Here is a 17,966-nt window from a genome sequence, read left to right on the forward strand (position 1 = left end):
CTGACCGGCGAGGCCACCATCTCCTGGCGCGACCCGACATCACCGGATCAAATCCGCATCCCGGGATGAAACATCGGGAGAAAACGACCTCTGAGGAGATGACTCGGATGCTGTTCCTCGGACTGCTCCTTCTCGCGGGCACGGGCGCCTTCACCGCCCTGGCGATCGTCGGCAATCTGTCCGGCGGGCCCGAGTACACCGTTTCCGTGCTCGGCCACGACATCGCCACCATGAACGGCCTGGCACTGTTCAGCTCCGGACTCGCGCTGGCGCTGATCTTCTGCCTGGGCCTGACGATGATGGCCGCGGGGTCCACCCACCACCATCGTCACCGCCGCCCTCGCACTCCCCGGGCACGCCGAACGCGGGACACGACCACGCTCGGCGGGATGCCAGGACCGGCAGGACCGGGAGCACAGGCCTGACCATCGGGAGGTCAGCCACGGCCGGACGGGAGGTCAGCTACGGCCGGGGAAGGTCGGCCAGGGCTCGGCTAGGGCGCCGATGCCGCGCCCAGACACTCCTCGCACCATGCCCGTACCGTGTCGGCGACCCGCTCCAAGGCGCCCGGTTCCTCGAAGAGGTGAGTGGCTCCCGGGATCACCCGCACGGTGTGGGGGACCTGGAGCCGCCGCGCGGCCTCCTCGTTGAGCCGCAGCACCTCGGCGTCCCGGCCGCCGACGACCAGCAGGACGGGTGCGCGTACGGCCGGCAGCGCGTCGCCCGCCAGATCGGGCCGCCCGCCCCGGGAGACGACGGTCAGGACGCCGTCGGGGCGCTCGGCTGCGGCCTGGAGGGCAGCGGCGGCACCGGTGCTGGCACCGAAGAGGATGACGGGCAGGTCACGCGTGCCGGGCTGATCGCCCAGCCACCGCATGGCCGCCACCAGGCGACGCCCCAGCAGCGCGATGTCGAAGCGGTGCTCGGCGGTCATCACGTCACGGCGTTCCTCCTCCTCGGTGAGCAGGTCGATCAGCAAGGTGCCCAGCTGAGCCTCCCGCAATGCCGCGGCGACGGCCCGGTTGCGCGGACTGTGCCGGGAACTGCCGCTGCCGTGCGCGAACAGCACCACGGCACGTGCGGACTCCGGCACCACGAGATCACCTGGGAGTGCGGCGCCGTCGGCCGGCACCACAACCGTCTCGGACTTCATGGCCATCAACTTCCCCGAAGGACTCCGAAGACGTCGGTCGTCTCAGTCGTACTGACCGCGTACCACCCGTCCGCCCCCGGTACTCGCGTCGCCCACGATTGAACGCCCAACAAGACATCGCGCCGCGCCGGGCGCACGATGGCTGAGGGCCGTGCCGAAGGCACCTTATGTGCATGTGCCCGGCATCGGTTCCACCATCGCGAACGTCTGCCGACGGGATGGAGGGACGAGCGATGACGACTGCGAAGGACATCATGCACGAGGGGGCACAGTGGGTACCCCGGAACGAGACGCTGGACCGTGCGGCGCAGATGATGCGGGACCACGGGGTGGGCGCGCTCCCGGTGAGCGACCCCGACAACGGCGACCGGATGTGCGGCATCATCACCGACCGCGACATCGTGGTGAAGTGTGTCGCCGCCGGGCACGACCCCGCGCAGATGACGTGCGGTGACCTGTGCGAGGGCACCCCGCGCTGGATCGACGCCGCCTCCGACATCACCGAGGCCCTGCAGGAGATGGAGGGCCACCAGATCAAGCGGCTTCCGGTCGTCGAGAACAAGCGCATGATCGGAATGATCAGCGAGGCCGACATCGCCCGGAACCTCAGCGACGACAAGCTCGCGGAGTTCGTCCACCGCGTGTACGCGACCTGATCCCGCTCGCCTTCACGGCATCTCCGGTGCCTCCTACGGGAGGGACCGGAGATGCCGTGACGCATCAGGAGCCGTCCCTCGATCCCGTCGCCGTCTTCGCATAGGCGTCGTGCCAGGCGGCCTTCGCTCCGGAGTCGCCGATCCGGTACACGTCCACGACCGCTCCCGTCGCGACGGCCAGGGAGAGCACGCCGACGACGATCCGTACCGGCAAGGCGGACCAGCGCATGGTGCCGCCCCGCCCGGGCTCCGCCGGAGTGCGCCGCCCCGCCCACCACACGACCGCCGCCAGCACGAACAAGCCCAACGCCCACGGCAGTAGACCGTCGCCCAGCTCGGTGTGCCGACGTACCAGGGCGTCGTCCTGTACATGCCGTTCGAGCCATTCACCGGCGTGCGTGGTCAACGGCACGCTGACCAGCGCCACAAAGGCGAGCACCGGAAGCAGCACGCCCAGCCGCTCGGCGGCGCGGGGCCACAGCGCGGCCGCGACGAGCGCCAGCGCCGTGAGCGGTATCAGCACGACGACCACATGGACGAGCAGGACATGGGCGGGCAGACCGTTGATCAGAGTCATCCAAGCGCTCCTGAGGGGGACGGGGCGCGTCAGCCTGTCACGGCAAACTCTCAGTTGCCTCTCAGTCGCGGTTTCCTCGTTCCGTGCCGCCGCCTCTTCCCTGTGAACGACCCATGTTTCTGGGCCACTTGACGGTCCATTGGTCCGTACCTATGGTCATCGGTCAGCACCACGTCCAAGGAGTCGCACAGCGTTCATATATGAGGACATGTCTTATGCGGAACATCCCCGCACCACGTCGCCGTAAGTCCCCACGATCCGCTCTCGCGCTCACCGCCGCGGCCGCCATGCTGACCACCGGACTTCTCTCCTGGCCCGGCACGCAGCGGGCAGCGGCCGCACCAACCGCCTTCGTGCACCCCGGTGTCACCGTCTCACGCGCTCAACTCGACTTCGCGCGCGCCCAGGTGCTCGCCGGCGCCCAGCCCTGGAAGAGCGCGTACGACCAGATGACGGCGAGCCCGTACGCAAGCCTCAGCCGCACCGCCAAGCCCCGTGCCGTCGTCGAGTGCGGTCCCTACTCCAACCCCAACCACGGGTGCACGGACGAGCGGGAGGACGCCATCGCGGCGTACACCGACGCGCTCGCCTGGTACGTCACCCGTGACGATCGCTATGCGAAGAAGGCGATCGAGCTGATGGACGCCTGGTCCGCCACGCTCATGGACCACACCGGCAGCAACGCGCCACTGCAGACCGCCTGGGCCGGATCCTCCTGGGCCAAGGCCGCCGAACTCATCAAGTACACGTACACCGGCACATGGCCGAACGCCGCACGGTTTGCCACCCTGCTCCGCAACGTCTACCTGCCCAAGGTCATCAACGGCTCGAACTCCAACGGGAACTGGGAACTGACGATGATGGAGGCGGCCGTCGGCATCTCCGTCTTCCTGGAGGACAAGGCCTCCTACGACTCCGCCATGGCACGCTTCCGCACCCGCACCGCCGCCTATGTATATCTGTCCTCCGACGGCGACCTGCCGAGGACCGTGCCGAGCCAGAACCTGAACACCCGGGACAAGATCGTCTCGTACTGGCAGGGCCAGTCCACCTTCGTGACCGGACTCACCCAGGAGACCTGCCGCGACTTCACGCACACCGGATACGGCATGTCCTCCCTCTCGCATGTGGCCGAGACCAGCCGGATCCAGGGGCAGGACCTCTACGGCACCGACGTCGGCGAGCGGCTGCGGCAGGCGCTCGGCTTCCAGTCCAAGTACGAGCTGGGGGCCGCGGTCCCGAGCTGGCTGTGCGGCGGATCCGTCAAGCGCGGACTCGGCCCGGTCACCGAGGTCGGCTACAACGCCCTGCACAACCGCTTGGGCATCGCCATGACCAACACCCGGACACTGACCGAGCAGAACCGCCCGGCCGGCACCAACAACCTCTTCGTGGCCTGGGAGACCCTCACCGACGGCGACAACCCCGACTGACCGCCGCACCACTCGCCGAAGCGGCGCCGAAGAACGCCCGCTACGGAACGAGGGCGGCGTGGACGAGGCGGAACGCGGCTGACGGGTCGGCGGCTCGTGTGACCGTTCGCCCGACGACGATGTGTGACGCCCCGGCGGCGACGGCGGCGTGCGGGGTGCCGGGGCGGGCGTGCTCGGCCGCCGAATCGCCGGGCAGGGTGACCCCGGGCGTGACGATCAGGGCGTCGCCGTCCAGCGCGCCGCGCAGGGCCGCGACGTCCTGCGGGGAGGCGATGACGCCGTGACAGCCGGACTTGCGGGCCAGGCGGGCCAGCCTGACGACCTGCTCCTCGGCCGAGCCGCTGACGCCGATGTCGGCGAGATCTGCATCGGTCATGCTGGTGACCACGGTCAGCGCGAGGATCCGTAGCCCGGGGAAGCCGCGGGCGGCATCGACAGCGGCTGCCATGATGGCCGTACCCCCCATGCTGTGCACCGTGACCATCGAGACGCCCAGAGCCCCCGCGGCGCGAACGGCACCGGCGACCGAGTGGGGGATCTCGAAGAGCTTGAGGTCCAGGAAGACCTCCTTGCCCTGTGCGACAAGGCGCTCGACGAGGTCAGGTCCTGCCGAGGTGAGAAGCTCCAGGCCGATCTTGTAGAAACGGCACGCGTCGCCGAGTCGGTCGACGATGTCCTCAGCGGTCTGACGGCTGTCGCAGTCCAAGGCGACGATGATCTGTCTGTTCGGATGCACGAGGTCATTGTGCCCGCCACCACGAACCAGGCGATGTGGCTGCCCACCCGCCCGCGAGCGTGAGCGGCGACCGGGATGCGACCCCAGCCCGGGGCGACGCCCGGGGTGCTACCCGGCCCCCTGGTCCAGGACGCGGCGGGCCGCCTCGGCCTCTGCCGCCGGTGGGGACAGCTCGTCGAGGGTGTCGAGCTCGTCATCCGTTTCCAGTTCCCGTTCCCAGGCCGCCGCGAGCCGTTCCCGCTCCTGAGGCGGCTTGGCGCGGACGGCCTCCCGGTGATCCGGGCCCAGGGCCGCCATGAATCGTCCGACCGAGTCTTCCGCCGGCATACCGTGCTCCTTGTCGCAGGTAAGGGTGCGCGCCGCTCCCGGCCCACCATGACCGGAACGGGCCCGCGCCGACCGATAGAGATCACCTCAGAGCATCCAGTGGACACCATCTGAAAACATCCTGATGGCCCCGCCGCTCACCCCGCAATCGGGGCGGCGCCCACCCGGCACCCGCGCGGGTCCGACCTGGACGGTCTCGGGTGCGCACAGGTCTGTCCTCCATAGTGTCGCCGTCGTCCAGGCACCCGCGCCCGCTTCGACTTCGACCCCACCGGTCACTGCGCGCGCCCGGACGTCTTCGCCCTCCACGTAGACGAACCCGCCCGCACCGCCGTCATCAGCAGTTGACCAGGGATCGCCTGCGGCCCGCGAGGGCGGCGGCGAGGAGCAGTGCGGCCAGCGCGGTGAGGGTGGTGCCCTGCCAGCCGAGGGTGTCGAGCAGGGGTGCGGCGAGGGCCGTGGCGATCGCGCCGATGGTGAAGTACAGCACGAGGTAGACGCTGCTGAGACTGCCGGACCGTTCGGGCGAGAGGGCGATGACACGGCTCTGGTTGGCGGCCTGGGCGGCGAAGCAGCCGGCGTCGAAGAGGGCGAGTCCGAGGCCGGTGACGAGCGGGCTGCCGATGCCGAGGGCGAGCAGCGCCGTGCCGGCCGCGGCGGTGAGTATGGCGGCGGTGATCACCGCGGCCGGGGTGTGCCGGTCGGCGAGGCGCCCGGTGAGCGGGAGCGCCGCGAAGCCGAGCAGCCCGGCCAGGCTGTACAGGCCGATGGCGCTCGGGCCGAGGGAGTAGGGCGGCTGGGCCAGGGCGAGGACGAGCGCGACCCAGATGACGTTGAAGGCGAAGTACCACAGCCCGCCGACGGCCACCGCGCGCCGCAGCTCCGGGAACTGGCGCAGCAAGGGAGGGAGAGAGGCGAGGGCGGCGCGGTAGCCGCCGTCCGAGCGGGGCCGCTGCCGGGGCAGGAGTGCGGCGGCGGCGATCGCACCGAGCAGGGCGAGGACGGCGAAGACGAGGAGCATCCTCCGCCACCCGAGGAGGTCGGTGAGCGTTCCTCCCGCCAGGCGGCTGAGCAGGATGCCGGCCGACATGCCGGCGGCCACCGTGGCAACCCCCATTCCCCGGCGTCCAGTTGGGGCATGGCGGCCGGCGATGCTGCCGGCCTGGGCCGCGACACTGGCGGCCGCGCCGATGAGCAGGTACGCGGCAAGGAGCGTGCCCGCACCGGACGCGGCCGCGGCGAGAGCGAGGGCGGCGGCCAGAGCGGTGAGCTGAACGCCGACCAAGCGGTTGGGGGCGAGATGATCGGTGAGCGGCAGCAGCAGGGCGAAGCCGGTCATGCACCCGAGAAGGGCGGCGGTCGGCACGAGGGCGGTCACGGCGAGCGGGACACCCAGATCGGTGGCGACAGACGTGAGTCCGGGCTGGATGGCGTAGTTGTTCGCGATCGCCGTTCCGGCTATGCAGGCCAGGAGCAGCGTGCCGCCGCGGGGAAGCGGGCGGGTCACGGTGTGGTGCCGCGGGTGAGGACAACGGCGTAACGGCACTCGGTGTCGGTGGTGTTGGCGAAGACGCGCTCGGCGGGCTCGCCCAGTTCGATGGTGTCACCCGCGCCGAGTTCATGGACGGAGTCGCCGTCCTGGAAGGTCAGCCGTCCGTCGAGGACCCACACGACCTGCCGTACGAAGGCGAAGGCGGCGGCCGGATACGGCACACGGGCGCCGGCGGGCAGCCGGATCTCGGCGATCTCCGCGGGAAAGTGCGGGCCGGTGATCTGGCGGCGCCGGTAGCCCGTCGCGGGGTCGCGCCACTCGGCCGTACCGGCGCCGCGACGCACTCCGGCCCCCGCCTCGATGCCGTCCTGCGTCCCCTCGGCGAGGGCGAGCAAGGAGACGACGCTGAGCTGGAAGGCGGCGGACAGCTTGCCCAGGACGACGGCCGTGGGGTTGCTCTCGCCGCGCTCGATCCGGCTGATCATGGCCTGGGACACACCGGAGGCGTCGGCGAGCTGGGCCAGAGTCCATCGGCGGCGTTCCCGTTCGGTGCGGATGCGCGCGGCGATCTGCTCCACCAGGGGATCTACTATGTTGGACATGGCTTCAATATACGCAAGAGATCCGGCGCCTGTGACGGTGCGCCCCGCCCGCCCCGAGGACGTGGAGGCCGTCCGTGCCATCCGCAACCACGCGATCGAGCACTCGACGGCCCTGTGGACCGAGACCCCGCAGAGCCCTGACCAGGGGGTCGGCTGGCTGGCCGCCCATCTGGAGCGCGGCTCGGCGTTCGTCGCCGAGGCCGACGGCGAGGTGGCCGGGTTCGCCGTCTACGGACCGTGGCGGGAGCTGGACGGATACCGGCACACGGTGGAGAACTCGGTCTACGTCCGCGAGGGCCGGCACGGGCTCGGCATAGGATCCGCGCTGCTGGCAACGCTCGTCGCCGCCGCCCGCGAGGCCGGACACCACGTCATGATCGCCGGCATCGAAGCCGGGAACGCGCCCTCGATCCGCCTGCACGAGCGCTTCGGGTTCCAGCACGCAGGCACCCTGCCCGAGGTCGGCACCAAGTTCGGCCGCCGGCTCGACCTGACACTGCTGCGCCTGCCCCTGAGCTGAGCGCGGTCGCGTGTGTCAGCTCGTCTGCCGGTCCTCGGGGTGTCGCGGGTCTCCGGCCGCGATCCAGCGGCGTACGACCGTCACGGGCACGCGGCCGTCGGCGGCGATCACGTGCTCGGGTACGCCACTGAGCCAGGCGGCGACCGCGGCTCGGCGGAGACAGGCGGAGCGGACGGCGAGCCCGGCCCGCAGGGCGCTCGCGGAGCCTGCGGTGAGGCTCGGGGCGTCTGCCGCCAGCTGCCGGGCGGCCTGGCGCACGGCGTGGCGGGCGGTCCGGGTGTCGAGGCCGTTCATGCCACCGCCTCCCGCTCGGTGTCGAGGGTCGTGTCGTCCACATGCCAGTGCAGGTCACGTACGCCCGGTTCCAGGGACAGCCGGGTGATGAGCTGCTCCAGGGCGCGGGCGGGGTCACCGTTCAGCGCGACCGCGGCCCGCAGGCTGGTGCTCCCCTCCTCGTCGCGCCGTACCCGGAACCCGGTGGGCGCGAGCCCGTCGCCCGCGAGGGCCTGGGACAGCAGCGCCCGGACATGTGTCTCGTCGCCGCGCTCGCAGACCAGGTGGACGGTGGCGCGTACGTCCTCGTTGTCGGGGTCGCGCTGCGGAACGCGGTCGATCAGCCGGCCCGCGGGGCGCAGCACCATGTGCACGGCGAGCACGGTGAGGGTGCCGATGAGGCACAGCGCCAGTCGGCCGGAGGCGGCGAGCACGCCGACCGCGGCCGAACACCACAGCGTGGCCGCGGTGTTGAGACCGCGCACGCCGCCGCCCTCGCGGAGGATGACGCCGCCGCCGAGGAATCCGATGCCGGAGACGACGTAGGAGGCGACCCGGGTGGGGCTGCCGGGGTCGCCGACGGCCTCGCTGTAGAGGACGAAGAGCGTGGCGCCGACGGCCACCAGGGCGTTGGTGCGCAGCCCGGCCATGCGGGCGCGCCACTGCCGCTCGACGCCGATCAGGGCGCCGCAGGTGACGCCGACGGCGAGACGGAGTGCGAAGTCGAAGGTGGTCGGGTTCGCCATGGGAACCTCCCCTCGCCCCGCCGGAGCGGGACGGGTCGAGGGCATGGCGGCCAGCTGCCGGCTGTGGAGCCGGGGGCTACCGGATGCCCGAGGAGTTGGGGGACACGGGGGTGTGGGGCCGATTGCGGCCCGGACTACTGCTGCGATCCATGTCGCTCACCTCCTCCTCGAATCCCCGGTGTTCCTTGGTGTTCCTCGACCGGGGGCCTCGTCTGCCGTCTATGTTTGCACAGATACGCAACTACTGCGCGCGAGATGTCGTGTGCATCACCGGCTACCATATTTGCATGGAAGCGCAAGTAGCGTCATGGGACGAGGAGCAGGCCGAGCGGTCGGTGGCGGTGCTCAAGGCCGTCGCGGACCCGTCGCGCTACCGGCTGCTGTGGGCGCTGAGCGAGCGAGAGCTGCCGGTCAGCCGCCTTGCCGAGCTGATCGACGCGCATGTCGCGGCCACCTCCCAGCACCTGGCGAAGCTGCGTGCGGCCGGACTGGTCATATCGCGGCGGGAGGGCACGCGCATCTTCTACCGGGCCGCCGGCCCGCGGGTGCGGGCGCTGCTGGAGAGCGCGGTGCTGGCCACGGACGAGGCCAGGGCCGCGGCGGACGGAGGGGCGCCGGAGGCCGTGGCGGCCACCGCCCCGCAGGAGCGGAGCGCGCCCGCCCGGGTGGCCAGGGCCCGGCGGCCGGCCACGGGACACTGACGCCCCCGCCCTAGACCCTGTCGCCGGTGGCGGCCAGACGCAGGTCGTCGTTCTCGTCGAGGTGGTACTCCTGCGGCTCGGCGTCGTAGGAGTACAGCTCGGCGTAGCGGCCCCAGTCGGTGGCCGTCTCCAGCTGGCGCGTGACCTGTTCGGCGGTGAAGTGGTGGGCGAGCAGGTCGCGGAAGAAACCGGCGCGCAGGGTCCCGCCGGGGTTGGTCCGCAGGCTCCTGGTGATCAGGGTGACCAGCGGGGCGCGCTGCACCGCCTCGGCGAAGATCTTCTTCGACTCCTGCACATCGGCACCCGCGAAGGCGGTACCGGTGTCGGTCAGCAGCAGGTCGTCCCCGCTGAGCGCGGTGAAGCCGAGCAGGTCGAGCGCATCGACCTGGGGCAGCAAGTCGTCCACCTCCAGGCCCAGTTCGTCGGCGAGGCCGGCCAGGTCGCACCGTCCGCCGCGGTGCAGCACCATCTCGGCGAGCCCCGACAGCCCGTCCACGCTGGCCGGGGGCAGCGGGGCGTTCGCCGGTGTGCGCTTCTCCAGTTCCACCACCTCGTGCCGGCCCGGCACACGACCCTCCTTCTGGCGGCCGGTCATGGTGCGGTAGACGCGGTCGATCAGGTCGTCGAAGGCCGCCGAGTCGCGGTCGCGGGGACGGTCCAGGCCGACCTCGAAGACCTCGCGGATCGTGCCGTACGGGCGGGCGCCCAGGACGACGATCCGGTCGGCCATCAGCACGGCCTCCTCGATGTTGTGGGTGACCAGGACGATGGCGCGGGTGGGGAACTGGCCGGACTCCCACAGCTCCATCAGCTCGCCGCGCAGATTCTCGGCGGCCAGCACGTCGAGGGCGGAGAACGGCTCGTCCATCATCAGCACATCAGGCTCCACGACGAGCGCGCGGGCGAAACCGACCCGCTGGCGCATACCGCCGGACAACTCCTTGGGGTAGGCGGACTCGAAGCCGTCGAGGCCGATCAGGTCGATGGCCTGCCGGGCGGCGTCCGCGCGCTCGGCGGCCGGAACTCCCTTGGCCTCCAGGCCGAGTTCGACGTTCTGCTGCACGGTCAGCCAGGGCAGCAGCGCGAAGGTCTGGAACACCATGGCCGTACCCGGGTTGGCGCCGGCGAGCGGCGCGCCCTTGTAGGCGACGGTCCCGGAACAGGCGGGCACGAGTCCAGCCAGGCAGCGCAGCAGCGTGGACTTGCCCGAGCCGGACTTGCCGAGCAGGGCGACGACCTCACCGGCGCGGACCTGGAGGTCGATGCCGGACAGCACGGGCAGTTCGCCGTCGGCGCCGGCGTACGACTTGGTCAGGCCGACGGTCTCCAGCAGCAGCTCGCCGTCGGCGGCGCGGCGGGGCCGGTCGGCGGTCAGGTGGGCGAGCCCGGCGCGGGCCTGGCGGTCGGCGCGGAGGGTGCGCAGCGCGTTCAGCACCATGACGTACTCCAAATGCTCGTCGGAGAAGGGAAGTTCAGGGGGGCTCAGAGGGAATAGCGGGTCTCTGCCATCCGGTACAGGCGCCGCCACAGCAGGCGGTTCAGCCCGACGACGTACAGGCTCATCACCGCGACCCCGGCGATCAGATGCGGGTAGTCGCCGCTCTCGGTGGCCTCCGCGATGTATGCGCCGAGGCCGGTGGCCGTGAGGGTGGTGCCGCCGAAGGTGACCACCTCGGAGACGATCGAAGCGTTCCAGGCGCCGCCCGAGGCGGTGATCCCGCCGGTGACGTACGACGGGAAGATCCCCGGGATGATCAGCCGCCGCCACCGCTGCCGGCCGCGCACGCCCAGGTCGTCCATGGCCTCGCGCAGGTCGCTCGGGATGGCCATGGCGCCGGCGATGGTGTTGAAGAGGATGTACCACTGGGCGCCGAGCGCCATCAGCAGGGTGCCGCCGATGTTGATGGACAGTCCGGTCCTCAGGAAGAACCACACCGCTAGCGGGAAGAGGAAGTTGGCCGGGAAGGACGCCAGCACCTGCACCACCGGCTGGGCGATCCGGGTCAGCCGCGGCGAGAAACCGATCTTCACGCCGATCGGCACCCAGACCACGGTGGCCAGCGCGACCAGCACCACCACCCGGGCGAGGGTGGCGAGGCCCAGCAGCAGCGGCTCGCCGAACACACCGAGTCCGGTGCGGTCGTGGAGATAGTGGCCGAGGTCGGTCAGTCCCCACAGGATCAGCCCGCCGGCGACGACGGTGAAGACGATGGCACCGGTGCGCTGCCGTGTGCGGTCGACGACGAGCGGCCGGTCGTCACGGCCGAACACCCGGCCCGCCGTGCTCAACGCGCGTCCCGCCGGGCGCAGTACCCGCCCGAGCAGCCGCGGCCAGTGCGAGCGGCGCAGGAAGTCCAGGACGACGGACCGCTGGACCTCGCTCGCCTCGGACTGCTCGTTCTTGAACTTCTCCGCCCATGCCGTCAGCGGCCGCCAGAACAGGAAGTTCACGCCGATGACCAGCAAGGCCATGGTGAGGATGGCCCAGCCGACCTTGCCGAGGTCGCCGTCGGCGATCGCGGTACCGGCGTAGGAGCCGACGCCGGGCAGCGCGTACCGCTGGTTGTTGACGCTGATCGCCTCGGAGGCGACCAGGAAGAACCATCCGCCGCCGAAGCTCATCATGCCGTTCCAGACCAGGCCGATCATCCCGGCCGGCACCTCCACCTTCCAGAACCGCATCCAGCGGGTGAAGCCGAACGACCGTGACAGCTCGTCGAGTTCACGGGGCAGGGAGGTGAGAGAGGCATAGAAACCGAACGTCATGTTCCACGCCTGCGAGGTGAAGATCGCGAAGATCGACGCGCACTCCAGGCCCAGCATCGAGCCCGGGAACAGGGCGATGAATCCGGTCACCGCCACCGTCAGGAAGCCCAGCACCGGCACCGACTGCAGGATGTCCAGGGCCGGGAGGAGGATCCGCTCCAGCCTTCTGCTCTTGGCGGCGGCACAGGCGTAGCCGAAGGTGAACACGATCGACACCGCGAGCGCGGCGAACATCCGCAGGAGTGAGCGGGCCGCGTCGTACGGCAGCCGCGCCGGATCGGTGTCGACGCGGACGTTCTGGTGGGTGTTGAAGGCGACGGTGGTGCCGTGCCCCACGCGCAGCACCACATACAGCAGGACCAGCACCGCGGCGGCCACCGCCGCGTCCACCCAGGAGAGCTGGGACAGCCGCCCGGGCAGCCGCGCCACCAGCGGTGTGCGCTCCACCGTCTCGGCGGGTTTGTTGTCCGTACGGATCGACATCACGAAGACCTCCGTCCCCACTCTGGGCACGACGGCGTGCCCGGCCGCGGCCAACGCACCGACGGCAGGACAGGGGTCACCCAGGCAGCATGGGAAATACAGGTGAGCAAGATGGGCCCGCCCGGGCGGCCATGGCCACCTCAGCGAGGCGCGACCTTCGTCGAGGCACGCCTTCGTCAAGACGCGACCTTCGTCGAGGCGCAAGGACCTCGTCGAGGCGCAAGGACCTCGTCGACGCTCATGGCCGTGCCCGGCGCGGGAAGTAAAAGTCAGCGAATGCCCTGGAGGCAGCGCGGACTGGGAGGGTCTGCACCCATGGCCGCCTCCGTTCCGTGATGTGGCTCCGCCCCGAGCACGCGCGGCGCGCGCACAGGACCCGACTCCAAGAGTGTGCCCCTTGTTGCGTCGATACGCAAATAGCCGTCCGGATGCGGTCAGGGCGCGGGTTCGGATTGGCGAAGTCCGCGGAACACGTCGGGGGTCGTCCAGCCGCGCAGCGCGGCGTGCATCGTGGGCCGGAACGCGGCTTCCGCCGTGCGGGCGTCGAGGGCCCCGGCCAGTTCGAGTGTCACCAGTCCGTGCAGGGTCACCCAGAACGACAGGGCGATCGACGTCGCCTCACCGGCGAGGACGCCTGCGGTCACGCCGCGCTCGATCGCCGCGATGAGCGGCCGGACAGGGTCACGGCCGCCGACCGCACCCGTCGGCTCGAAGGACTGCACCCCTCCGAACAGCACCGTGTACAGGTGGCTGTGTCCGCACCCCCATCGCCGGTACGCGACGGCCAGCGCGTAGATGTCGGCGAGGGGATCGCCGGACGCCGGCACGGCCGACAGCTCCTCGAACAGACCGGAGACCGCCCTGTCGCGTACGGCCTGGATCAGGCCGTCCTTGCCGCCGAACAGGGAGTACACCGCCGCCGTCGACGTCCCGGCGGCAGTGGCCAGGGCTCGCAGCGTGACCGACTCCTGCGGACGGGTGGCGAGCATCTCGGTCGCGCACGCCACCAGGCGTTCTTTGACGGTCTCGTCGTTCGTTCTGGGCCTACCCATGACGAGAAGCCTACCTTCTTTGATAACGTCGTTTTGAAACGCTGTTCTGAAATGACGTTCTGAAACTCGGGAGGTTCACCGTGCCCACGTCCGCCCTACGCCCTCTCCGCCTCGCCGGACGCCTGCTGCTGGCGCTGACCGCCGCCGCGGCACTGACAGTCGTCTTCCTCGCGCTGATCGTCCTCACCGACGGAGCCGGCTCGGGACTCGCCGCATGGCTGGCAACCCTGGCGGTCGGCGCTGCCGCCGCGCTGTGGCGGAGCCGGAGCCGCACCGGCGCGGCGCGGCTCGTGCCGTTCGTGCCCGTGGTCGTCGCTGCGGCGCTGACGGCCTCGGTCTGCATACCGACCGCGCCCACGGCCCGGCGGTATCCGCCCGCCCTGCCGTTCGTGGCCACGCAGCACTGGAGCCTGGGCACCGGCAGCCGGGTCGCCGTGTACCACTACCCACCCGCGGGCCCCGGGACCCGGCACCGCGTCCCCCTCGTGTACCTCAACGGCGGACCGGTCCGCGGCGTCTCACTGCTCGACCACCGGTTCCTGCAACTCCTGGCGCGCCAGGGCTACGACGTCTACACCTATGAACAGGCCGGCGGCGGCCGCAGCGACCTGCTCCCCATGGATCAGTACACGATCTCCAGGTCGGTCCGTGACCTCGGCGCATTCGTCCAGCATCTGGACCGGGGCCCGGTGGACGTCCTCGGCTTCTCGTCAGGCGCGGTCGTCCTCACCCGAGCCCTGGCGGACCCCTCCGTCGCCGTACATCTGCACCGGACGGTCATCGCCGAACCCGGCCCGATGGACGGCCCCACGACGAGGGTCACCGGGCAGCGTGGGCGTCCCTCCGCGCGCGGTCTCGCGCCGGCCGTGACCGGACCGCGCTCGACTCATCTCCCGCGGTACGCCGTGGCGTTCGGGCTGATGCGATTCGGGCTGCTCACCCCCGACACCGGCCTGATCGGACAGGCCGAGGGCGACAACGCCTTCACCGCCGCCGACCTCGGCAGCGACACCGCGTCCGCCTACTGCGCGCGCGACGCACACCGCATCCCGGTCGAGGACTCGACGGGGAACTTCTCCTTCAGCCCCGCGGCCAGCCTCCGTATCCAGCAGACGGTCAAGGACTCGCCCTCCCTCGCACCGCACCTGAGGCGTTCGAAGACGCCCGCCATGCTGATGATCGCCGAATGCTCCTCCCAGGTACGCCGGTGGGAGACCGCCGTCCTCGGCGCCGACCCCGCCATCGAGCGCACGCAGTACATGCCGGGCGTCGGGCACCACCTGTGGAACGGCCTGGACCACAACAACGACCGGGCCGCCGCCGTCATCACCGCATTCCTCCAGGGCAAGCGGGCACCCCTGCCGAACTACCCGACCCGTGAGGAGATCCCCGAGTTCCTGCGCGACCACAAGTGACGCCGACGGCTTCCGCCGCTGGAACCGGGACGCAACACGGGGTCGGGGATGCGGGGTTGAGTCAGAGGAAGCTGACCCCCTGGGCGAGGGCGAGTTCGCTGGCGTAGTTGATGGTGTTGGTGGCCGGGCGCATATAGGACTTCCAGGCGTCGGAGCCGGACTCCCGGCCGCCGCCGGTGTCCTTCTCGCCCCCGAAGGCGCCGCCGATCTCGGCTCCGGAGGTGCCGATGTTGACGTTGGCGATGCCGCAGTCGGAGCCTTCGGCGGACAGGAAGATCTCGGCTTCCTGCTGGTCGCGGGTGAAGATGCTGGACGACAGGCCCTGCGGGACGTCGTTGTGCAGCGCGATGGCCTCGTCGAGGGTGTCGTAGGTGAGGACGTACAGGATCGGTGCGAACGTCTCCTCCCGTACGACGCCGGTCTGTTCGTCGACACGGACGACGACCGGTTCGATGTAGGCCGCCGCGGGCGCCGCCTCGGCGAAGCGCCGGTTTCCGCCGGCGAGGATCTTCCCGCCCTGGGCCCGGACACGGCTGAGGGCGCTGTGCATCGCGTCGAGCGCCGCCGTGGAGATCAGCGGGCCGACGAGCGTGGTGTCGTCGAACGGGTCGCCGATGGGGAGCTTGGTGTAGGCCTCGGCCAGCCGCTCGATGAGCGTGTCGGCGATGTCGCGGTGGACGATGAGACGACGCAGTGTCGTACAGCGCTGGCCCGCGGTGCCGACCGCGGCGAACACGATGGCAGGGAGGGCGAGGTCCAGGTCGGCGGAAGGGGCCACGATCGCGGCGTTGTTGCCGCCGAGTTCCAGCAGGCTGCGGCCGAAGCGGGCGGCGACGCGCGGGCCGACCTCACGGCCCATGCGGGTCGAGCCGGTGGCGCTGACGAGGGCGACGCGGGGATCGTCGACGAGCTTCTCGCCGACCGTCCGGTCACCGAGCAGCAGGCGGTGCACGTCGCGGGGCGCGCCGGTCTCGTCGGCGGCGCGGGCGAGCAGGTGGGCGCAGGCCAGAGAGGTCAGCGGCGTCAGCTCCGAGGGCTTCCAGACCACGGTGTCGCCGCAGACCAGGGCGACGGCGGTGTTCCAGGACCACACGGCCGCCGGGAAGTTGAAGGCCGAGATGACGCCGACCACGCCGAGCGGATGCCAGGTCTCGGCCAGCCGGTGGCCGGGCCGCTCGGAGGCGATCGTGCGGCCGTACAGCTGCCGGGACAGGCCGACCGCGAAGTCGCAGATGTCGATCATCTCCTGGACCTCGCCGAGCGCTTCGGAGCGGATCTTGCCCGCCTCGACGGTCACGAGGTCGGCCAGGTCGCTCTGGTGCTCGCGCAGCAACTCGCCCAGGCGGCGTACGAGTTCACCGCGTCGCGGCGCGGGCGTCCTGCGCCAGATCAGGAACGCCGTACGGGCGGCGGCAACGGCTTCGTCGGCCTCGGCGTCGGTGGCGGCCGCCAGCCCGAACAGGTGCTCGCCGGTGAGCGGCGTACGGGCGTGGAAGTCGTCGCCCTCGGTCACGGTGACGCCGATGTTCCGCAGGGAGGTACGGGCGCGGGTGCGCAGCTCGTCCGTGGTGGGCAGTGCGATGCTGGTCATGGCGGTCCTTGGGGGGGGGTGAGGGGTCAGCCGAGGGTGTCGGGCAGGTCGAGTGCACGGGCGACCTCTGCGACGGAGCGGTTCTGCTGTCGCTCGTAGAGGGCGAAGGGGTCCAGGACGTCGCGGCCGATGGCGCCGGAGAGCCAGCCGGCGTCGTACGCGGCACCCTGCTGGCCGTTGTCGCGGGTGCCCTCGCCGCTGAGGTTGGACTGGAAGATGCCGGCGGCGGAGCGGGGCAGGAAGTCCTCGTAGACGATGGGCTCGGCGCGCACCCAGCCCTGCCGCACCAGCTCGCCGAGGCCGGCGGGCGGGCGGCTGCCGTCGCGCGGCCGGCCGGGGTTGATCCGGTAGGTGAAGTAGGCCAGTCCCCCGATGGCGAGTTCCTGCTCGCTGCCGGGCATGTGTTGCTCCCACACGGCGCGCGCGATATCACTGCGGGCTGCTGCCGAGGGGTTCCGGGCCGCCTGCTCGTCGACGCGGCCGAGGAGTTCGTCGTACAGGGCGCGGCCCTGACGAGTGAGGGCGATGCCGCGGGCCTCGACCTCGCCGAAGCGGACCCGCAGCGCGCCGCTGACGACGCTGCCGTCCGGGGTGCGCATCGCGCGGGGTTCGGCCAGAGCCCGGAAGGACGTCTGCCGCAGCAGGACATCGGGGCCCTTCCACGCCGGCGGGCCCTGAATGGTGTCGATCATCTCGATGCCGCGCTCGGTCATCCGCCGGTACAGCTCGTCGATGTCCAGGACGCGTGGCGTGAGGTGGTTGATGTGCGTGCTGCGCACCCCGCCGATGTCCGCGGCGACGGCGGAGACCCGCTCCAGGGTCTCGTACCAGGCCTGGTCGACCGGCTCGGCGGACAGTTCGAAGGCCGCCACGGCGAGCCGCAGGAACCGCTCGGCCTGCTGCTCAGGCAGCTCCCGCTCGGCGGCGGCCCGGTCGGCCAGCGCGAGCAGGTCGGGCGGGAAGAGTTCGCGGCCCGCGAGGAAGGCCTCCAGACGTGAGCGCAGCCCGGCGTCGAAGAAGCGGGGGTCGGCCGGGGTGAGCAGGGAGGTGAACACCCGGAAGGGGTTGCGGGCCAGTTCCTCGCCGTCGACCGGCCGGAAGGCGGTGGAGACGACGGGTACGGCACTGGCGGCGGCCTCCCGCAGGTCGTAGAAGCCCACCGGGTGCATGCCGAGCGCGCCGAAGACACGGGCCACCTGCCCCAGTTCCCGTGGCGTGCCGACACGGATGGCCCCGTGCCGTTCGGCGGTCACCCGGCCGATGGACCCGAGGCGTTCGGCGTCGGCTCCCCGCGCGCGCAGGACGTCCTCGTTGACCCCGCGCGAGACGTCCACGAGCGTGGTGTAGGCGGGAACCTCCCGCCCGTACATCCGGGACAGCCGCTCCGCGAACGCCGCCCGCAGCCGCCACTGACTGATCATCGACATGGTTCGGCCTTCCGGT

Annotated in this window: 19 protein-coding genes; 6 read left to right on the plus strand and 13 right to left on the minus strand. The window is 71.2% G+C overall.

The window, feature by feature from the left end; genetic code table 11:
* Positions 1-107 precede the first annotated feature (107 nt).
* A complete protein-coding gene (locus AB0L75_RS29340; RefSeq protein ID WP_365186704.1) occupies positions 108-425 on the plus strand; it encodes a hypothetical protein in 318 nt (105 codons plus the stop codon).
* A 68-nt stretch (positions 426-493) separates the two neighbouring features.
* Here AB0L75_RS29340 and AB0L75_RS29345 read toward each other — a convergent pair whose 3' ends face one another.
* A complete protein-coding gene (locus AB0L75_RS29345) occupies positions 494-1,153 on the minus strand; it encodes an alpha/beta family hydrolase (RefSeq protein WP_365186707.1) in 660 nt (219 codons plus the stop codon).
* A 233-nt stretch (positions 1,154-1,386) separates the two neighbouring features.
* Here AB0L75_RS29345 and AB0L75_RS29350 point away from each other — a divergent pair, with 233 nt between their 5' ends.
* On the plus strand, positions 1,387-1,809 hold the full coding sequence (locus AB0L75_RS29350; RefSeq protein WP_365186709.1) for a CBS domain-containing protein: 423 nt from the start codon (positions 1,387-1,389) through the stop codon (positions 1,807-1,809).
* Between the two features lie 64 nt (positions 1,810-1,873).
* Here the strand turns inward: AB0L75_RS29350 and AB0L75_RS29355 are convergent, their stop codons facing one another.
* Positions 1,874-2,386 (minus strand): DUF2231 domain-containing protein, encoded by a 513-nt coding sequence (locus AB0L75_RS29355; RefSeq protein WP_365186712.1) that lies wholly within the window; start codon positions 2,384-2,386, stop codon positions 1,874-1,876.
* A 215-nt stretch (positions 2,387-2,601) separates the two neighbouring features.
* On the opposite strand from AB0L75_RS29355, the gene AB0L75_RS29360 reads away from it, so the two are divergent.
* Positions 2,602-3,819 carry an alginate lyase family protein gene (locus AB0L75_RS29360; RefSeq protein ID WP_365186714.1) on the plus strand — a complete coding sequence of 406 codons (1,218 nt, stop codon included), beginning with the start codon at positions 2,602-2,604 and terminating at the stop codon, positions 3,817-3,819.
* Between the two features lie 40 nt (positions 3,820-3,859).
* Here the strand turns inward: AB0L75_RS29360 and pyrF are convergent, their stop codons facing one another.
* From pyrF to AB0L75_RS29380, 4 genes are all read right to left on the minus strand, one after another.
* Entirely contained in the window at positions 3,860-4,555 is a 696-nt protein-coding gene (gene pyrF / locus AB0L75_RS29365; protein ID WP_365186716.1) for an orotidine-5'-phosphate decarboxylase, read from the minus strand.
* 108 nt (positions 4,556-4,663) lie between these two features.
* Positions 4,664-4,882 carry a hypothetical protein gene (locus AB0L75_RS29370; RefSeq protein ID WP_365186719.1) on the minus strand — a complete coding sequence of 73 codons (219 nt, stop codon included), beginning with the start codon at positions 4,880-4,882 and terminating at the stop codon, positions 4,664-4,666.
* Positions 4,883-5,219: 337 nt separating this feature from the next.
* Positions 5,220-6,389, minus strand: coding sequence for an MFS transporter (locus AB0L75_RS29375; RefSeq protein ID WP_365186721.1), 1,170 nt, complete (start codon positions 6,387-6,389; stop codon positions 5,220-5,222).
* Entirely contained in the window at positions 6,386-6,976 is a 591-nt protein-coding gene (locus tag AB0L75_RS29380; protein WP_365186724.1) for an XRE family transcriptional regulator, read from the minus strand. The genes AB0L75_RS29375 and AB0L75_RS29380 overlap by 4 nt, the downstream gene beginning before the upstream one ends.
* Between AB0L75_RS29380 and AB0L75_RS29385 the strand changes: the two genes are divergently transcribed.
* Complete coding sequence (locus AB0L75_RS29385; RefSeq protein ID WP_365186727.1) at positions 6,975-7,496, plus strand: N-acetyltransferase family protein; 522 nt, start codon at positions 6,975-6,977, stop codon at positions 7,494-7,496. The two genes, AB0L75_RS29380 and AB0L75_RS29385, sit on opposite strands and share 2 nt — an antisense overlap.
* A gap of 15 nt (positions 7,497-7,511) precedes the next feature.
* Here AB0L75_RS29385 and AB0L75_RS29390 read toward each other — a convergent pair whose 3' ends face one another.
* Both AB0L75_RS29390 and AB0L75_RS29395 read right to left on the minus strand, forming a co-directional pair.
* Complete coding sequence (locus tag AB0L75_RS29390; protein ID WP_365186730.1) at positions 7,512-7,790, minus strand: hypothetical protein; 279 nt, start codon at positions 7,788-7,790, stop codon at positions 7,512-7,514.
* Positions 7,787-8,515: an MgtC/SapB family protein gene (locus AB0L75_RS29395; protein ID WP_365186732.1), complete on the minus strand. Its 729-nt coding sequence runs from the start codon at positions 8,513-8,515 to the stop codon at positions 7,787-7,789. The genes AB0L75_RS29390 and AB0L75_RS29395 overlap by 4 nt, the downstream gene beginning before the upstream one ends.
* A 287-nt stretch (positions 8,516-8,802) precedes the next feature.
* Here AB0L75_RS29395 and AB0L75_RS29400 point away from each other — a divergent pair, with 287 nt between their 5' ends.
* Positions 8,803-9,216, plus strand: a complete 414-nt coding sequence (locus tag AB0L75_RS29400; protein WP_365186734.1) for a metalloregulator ArsR/SmtB family transcription factor — start codon at positions 8,803-8,805, stop codon at positions 9,214-9,216.
* Between the two features lie 10 nt (positions 9,217-9,226).
* Here the strand turns inward: AB0L75_RS29400 and AB0L75_RS29405 are convergent, their stop codons facing one another.
* The 3 genes from AB0L75_RS29405 to AB0L75_RS29415 all read right to left on the minus strand — a co-directional run bounded on the left by AB0L75_RS29405 (position 9,227) and on the right by AB0L75_RS29415 (position 13,517).
* Positions 9,227-10,654, minus strand: coding sequence for a nitrate/sulfonate/bicarbonate ABC transporter ATP-binding protein (locus AB0L75_RS29405; RefSeq protein ID WP_365186737.1), 1,428 nt, complete (start codon positions 10,652-10,654; stop codon positions 9,227-9,229).
* Positions 10,655-10,698: 44 nt separating this feature from the next.
* On the minus strand, positions 10,699-12,465 hold the full coding sequence (locus tag AB0L75_RS29410; protein ID WP_365186740.1) for an ABC transporter permease subunit: 1,767 nt from the start codon (positions 12,463-12,465) through the stop codon (positions 10,699-10,701).
* A gap of 434 nt (positions 12,466-12,899) precedes the next feature.
* Complete coding sequence (locus tag AB0L75_RS29415) at positions 12,900-13,517, minus strand: TetR-like C-terminal domain-containing protein (protein ID WP_365186743.1); 618 nt, start codon at positions 13,515-13,517, stop codon at positions 12,900-12,902.
* An 80-nt stretch (positions 13,518-13,597) separates the two neighbouring features.
* Here AB0L75_RS29415 and AB0L75_RS29420 point away from each other — a divergent pair, with 80 nt between their 5' ends.
* Positions 13,598-14,932 (plus strand): alpha/beta hydrolase, encoded by a 1,335-nt coding sequence (locus tag AB0L75_RS29420; RefSeq protein ID WP_365186746.1) that lies wholly within the window; start codon positions 13,598-13,600, stop codon positions 14,930-14,932.
* Positions 14,933-14,993: 61 nt separating this feature from the next.
* Here the strand turns inward: AB0L75_RS29420 and AB0L75_RS29425 are convergent, their stop codons facing one another.
* Together AB0L75_RS29425 and AB0L75_RS29430 are read right to left on the minus strand one after the other, a co-directional pair.
* Positions 14,994-16,523 carry an aldehyde dehydrogenase family protein gene (locus tag AB0L75_RS29425; RefSeq protein ID WP_365186749.1) on the minus strand — a complete coding sequence of 510 codons (1,530 nt, stop codon included), beginning with the start codon at positions 16,521-16,523 and terminating at the stop codon, positions 14,994-14,996.
* Between the two features lie 26 nt (positions 16,524-16,549).
* Positions 16,550-17,944 (minus strand): VOC family protein, encoded by a 1,395-nt coding sequence (locus AB0L75_RS29430; RefSeq protein WP_365187057.1) that lies wholly within the window; start codon positions 17,942-17,944, stop codon positions 16,550-16,552.
* Positions 17,945-17,966 lie beyond the last annotated feature (22 nt).

The organism is Streptomyces sp. NPDC052101, assembly GCF_040680235.1.
Lineage (GTDB): Bacteria > Actinomycetota > Actinomycetes > Streptomycetales > Streptomycetaceae > Streptomyces.

What these genes read in the sequence shown, in the direction of transcription:
- AB0L75_RS29340 (WP_365186704.1), top strand. Translation starts at nt 108, where the DNA reads ATGCTGTTCCTCGGACTGCTCCTTCTCGCGGGCACGGGCGCCTTCACC.
- AB0L75_RS29345 (WP_365186707.1), bottom strand. Translation starts at nt 1,153, where the DNA reads ATGAAGTCCGAGACGGTTGTGGTGCCGGCCGACGGCGCCGCACTCCCA.
- AB0L75_RS29350 (WP_365186709.1), top strand. Translation starts at nt 1,387, where the DNA reads ATGACGACTGCGAAGGACATCATGCACGAGGGGGCACAGTGGGTACCC.
- AB0L75_RS29355 (WP_365186712.1), bottom strand. Translation starts at nt 2,386, where the DNA reads ATGACTCTGATCAACGGTCTGCCCGCCCATGTCCTGCTCGTCCATGTG.
- AB0L75_RS29360 (WP_365186714.1), top strand. Translation starts at nt 2,602, where the DNA reads ATGCGGAACATCCCCGCACCACGTCGCCGTAAGTCCCCACGATCCGCT.
- AB0L75_RS29370 (WP_365186719.1), bottom strand. Translation starts at nt 4,882, where the DNA reads ATGCCGGCGGAAGACTCGGTCGGACGATTCATGGCGGCCCTGGGCCCG.
- AB0L75_RS29385 (WP_365186727.1), top strand. Translation starts at nt 6,975, where the DNA reads ATGGCTTCAATATACGCAAGAGATCCGGCGCCTGTGACGGTGCGCCCC.
- AB0L75_RS29380 (WP_365186724.1), bottom strand. Translation starts at nt 6,976, where the DNA reads ATGTCCAACATAGTAGATCCCCTGGTGGAGCAGATCGCCGCGCGCATC.
- AB0L75_RS29390 (WP_365186730.1), bottom strand. Translation starts at nt 7,790, where the DNA reads ATGAACGGCCTCGACACCCGGACCGCCCGCCACGCCGTGCGCCAGGCC.
- AB0L75_RS29395 (WP_365186732.1), bottom strand. Translation starts at nt 8,515, where the DNA reads ATGGCGAACCCGACCACCTTCGACTTCGCACTCCGTCTCGCCGTCGGC.
- AB0L75_RS29400 (WP_365186734.1), top strand. Translation starts at nt 8,803, where the DNA reads ATGGAAGCGCAAGTAGCGTCATGGGACGAGGAGCAGGCCGAGCGGTCG.
- AB0L75_RS29405 (WP_365186737.1), bottom strand. Translation starts at nt 10,654, where the DNA reads ATGGTGCTGAACGCGCTGCGCACCCTCCGCGCCGACCGCCAGGCCCGC.
- AB0L75_RS29410 (WP_365186740.1), bottom strand. Translation starts at nt 12,465, where the DNA reads ATGTCGATCCGTACGGACAACAAACCCGCCGAGACGGTGGAGCGCACA.
- AB0L75_RS29415 (WP_365186743.1), bottom strand. Translation starts at nt 13,517, where the DNA reads ATGGGTAGGCCCAGAACGAACGACGAGACCGTCAAAGAACGCCTGGTG.
- AB0L75_RS29425 (WP_365186749.1), bottom strand. Translation starts at nt 16,523, where the DNA reads ATGACCAGCATCGCACTGCCCACCACGGACGAGCTGCGCACCCGCGCC.
- AB0L75_RS29430 (WP_365187057.1), bottom strand. Translation starts at nt 17,944, where the DNA reads ATGATCAGTCAGTGGCGGCTGCGGGCGGCGTTCGCGGAGCGGCTGTCC.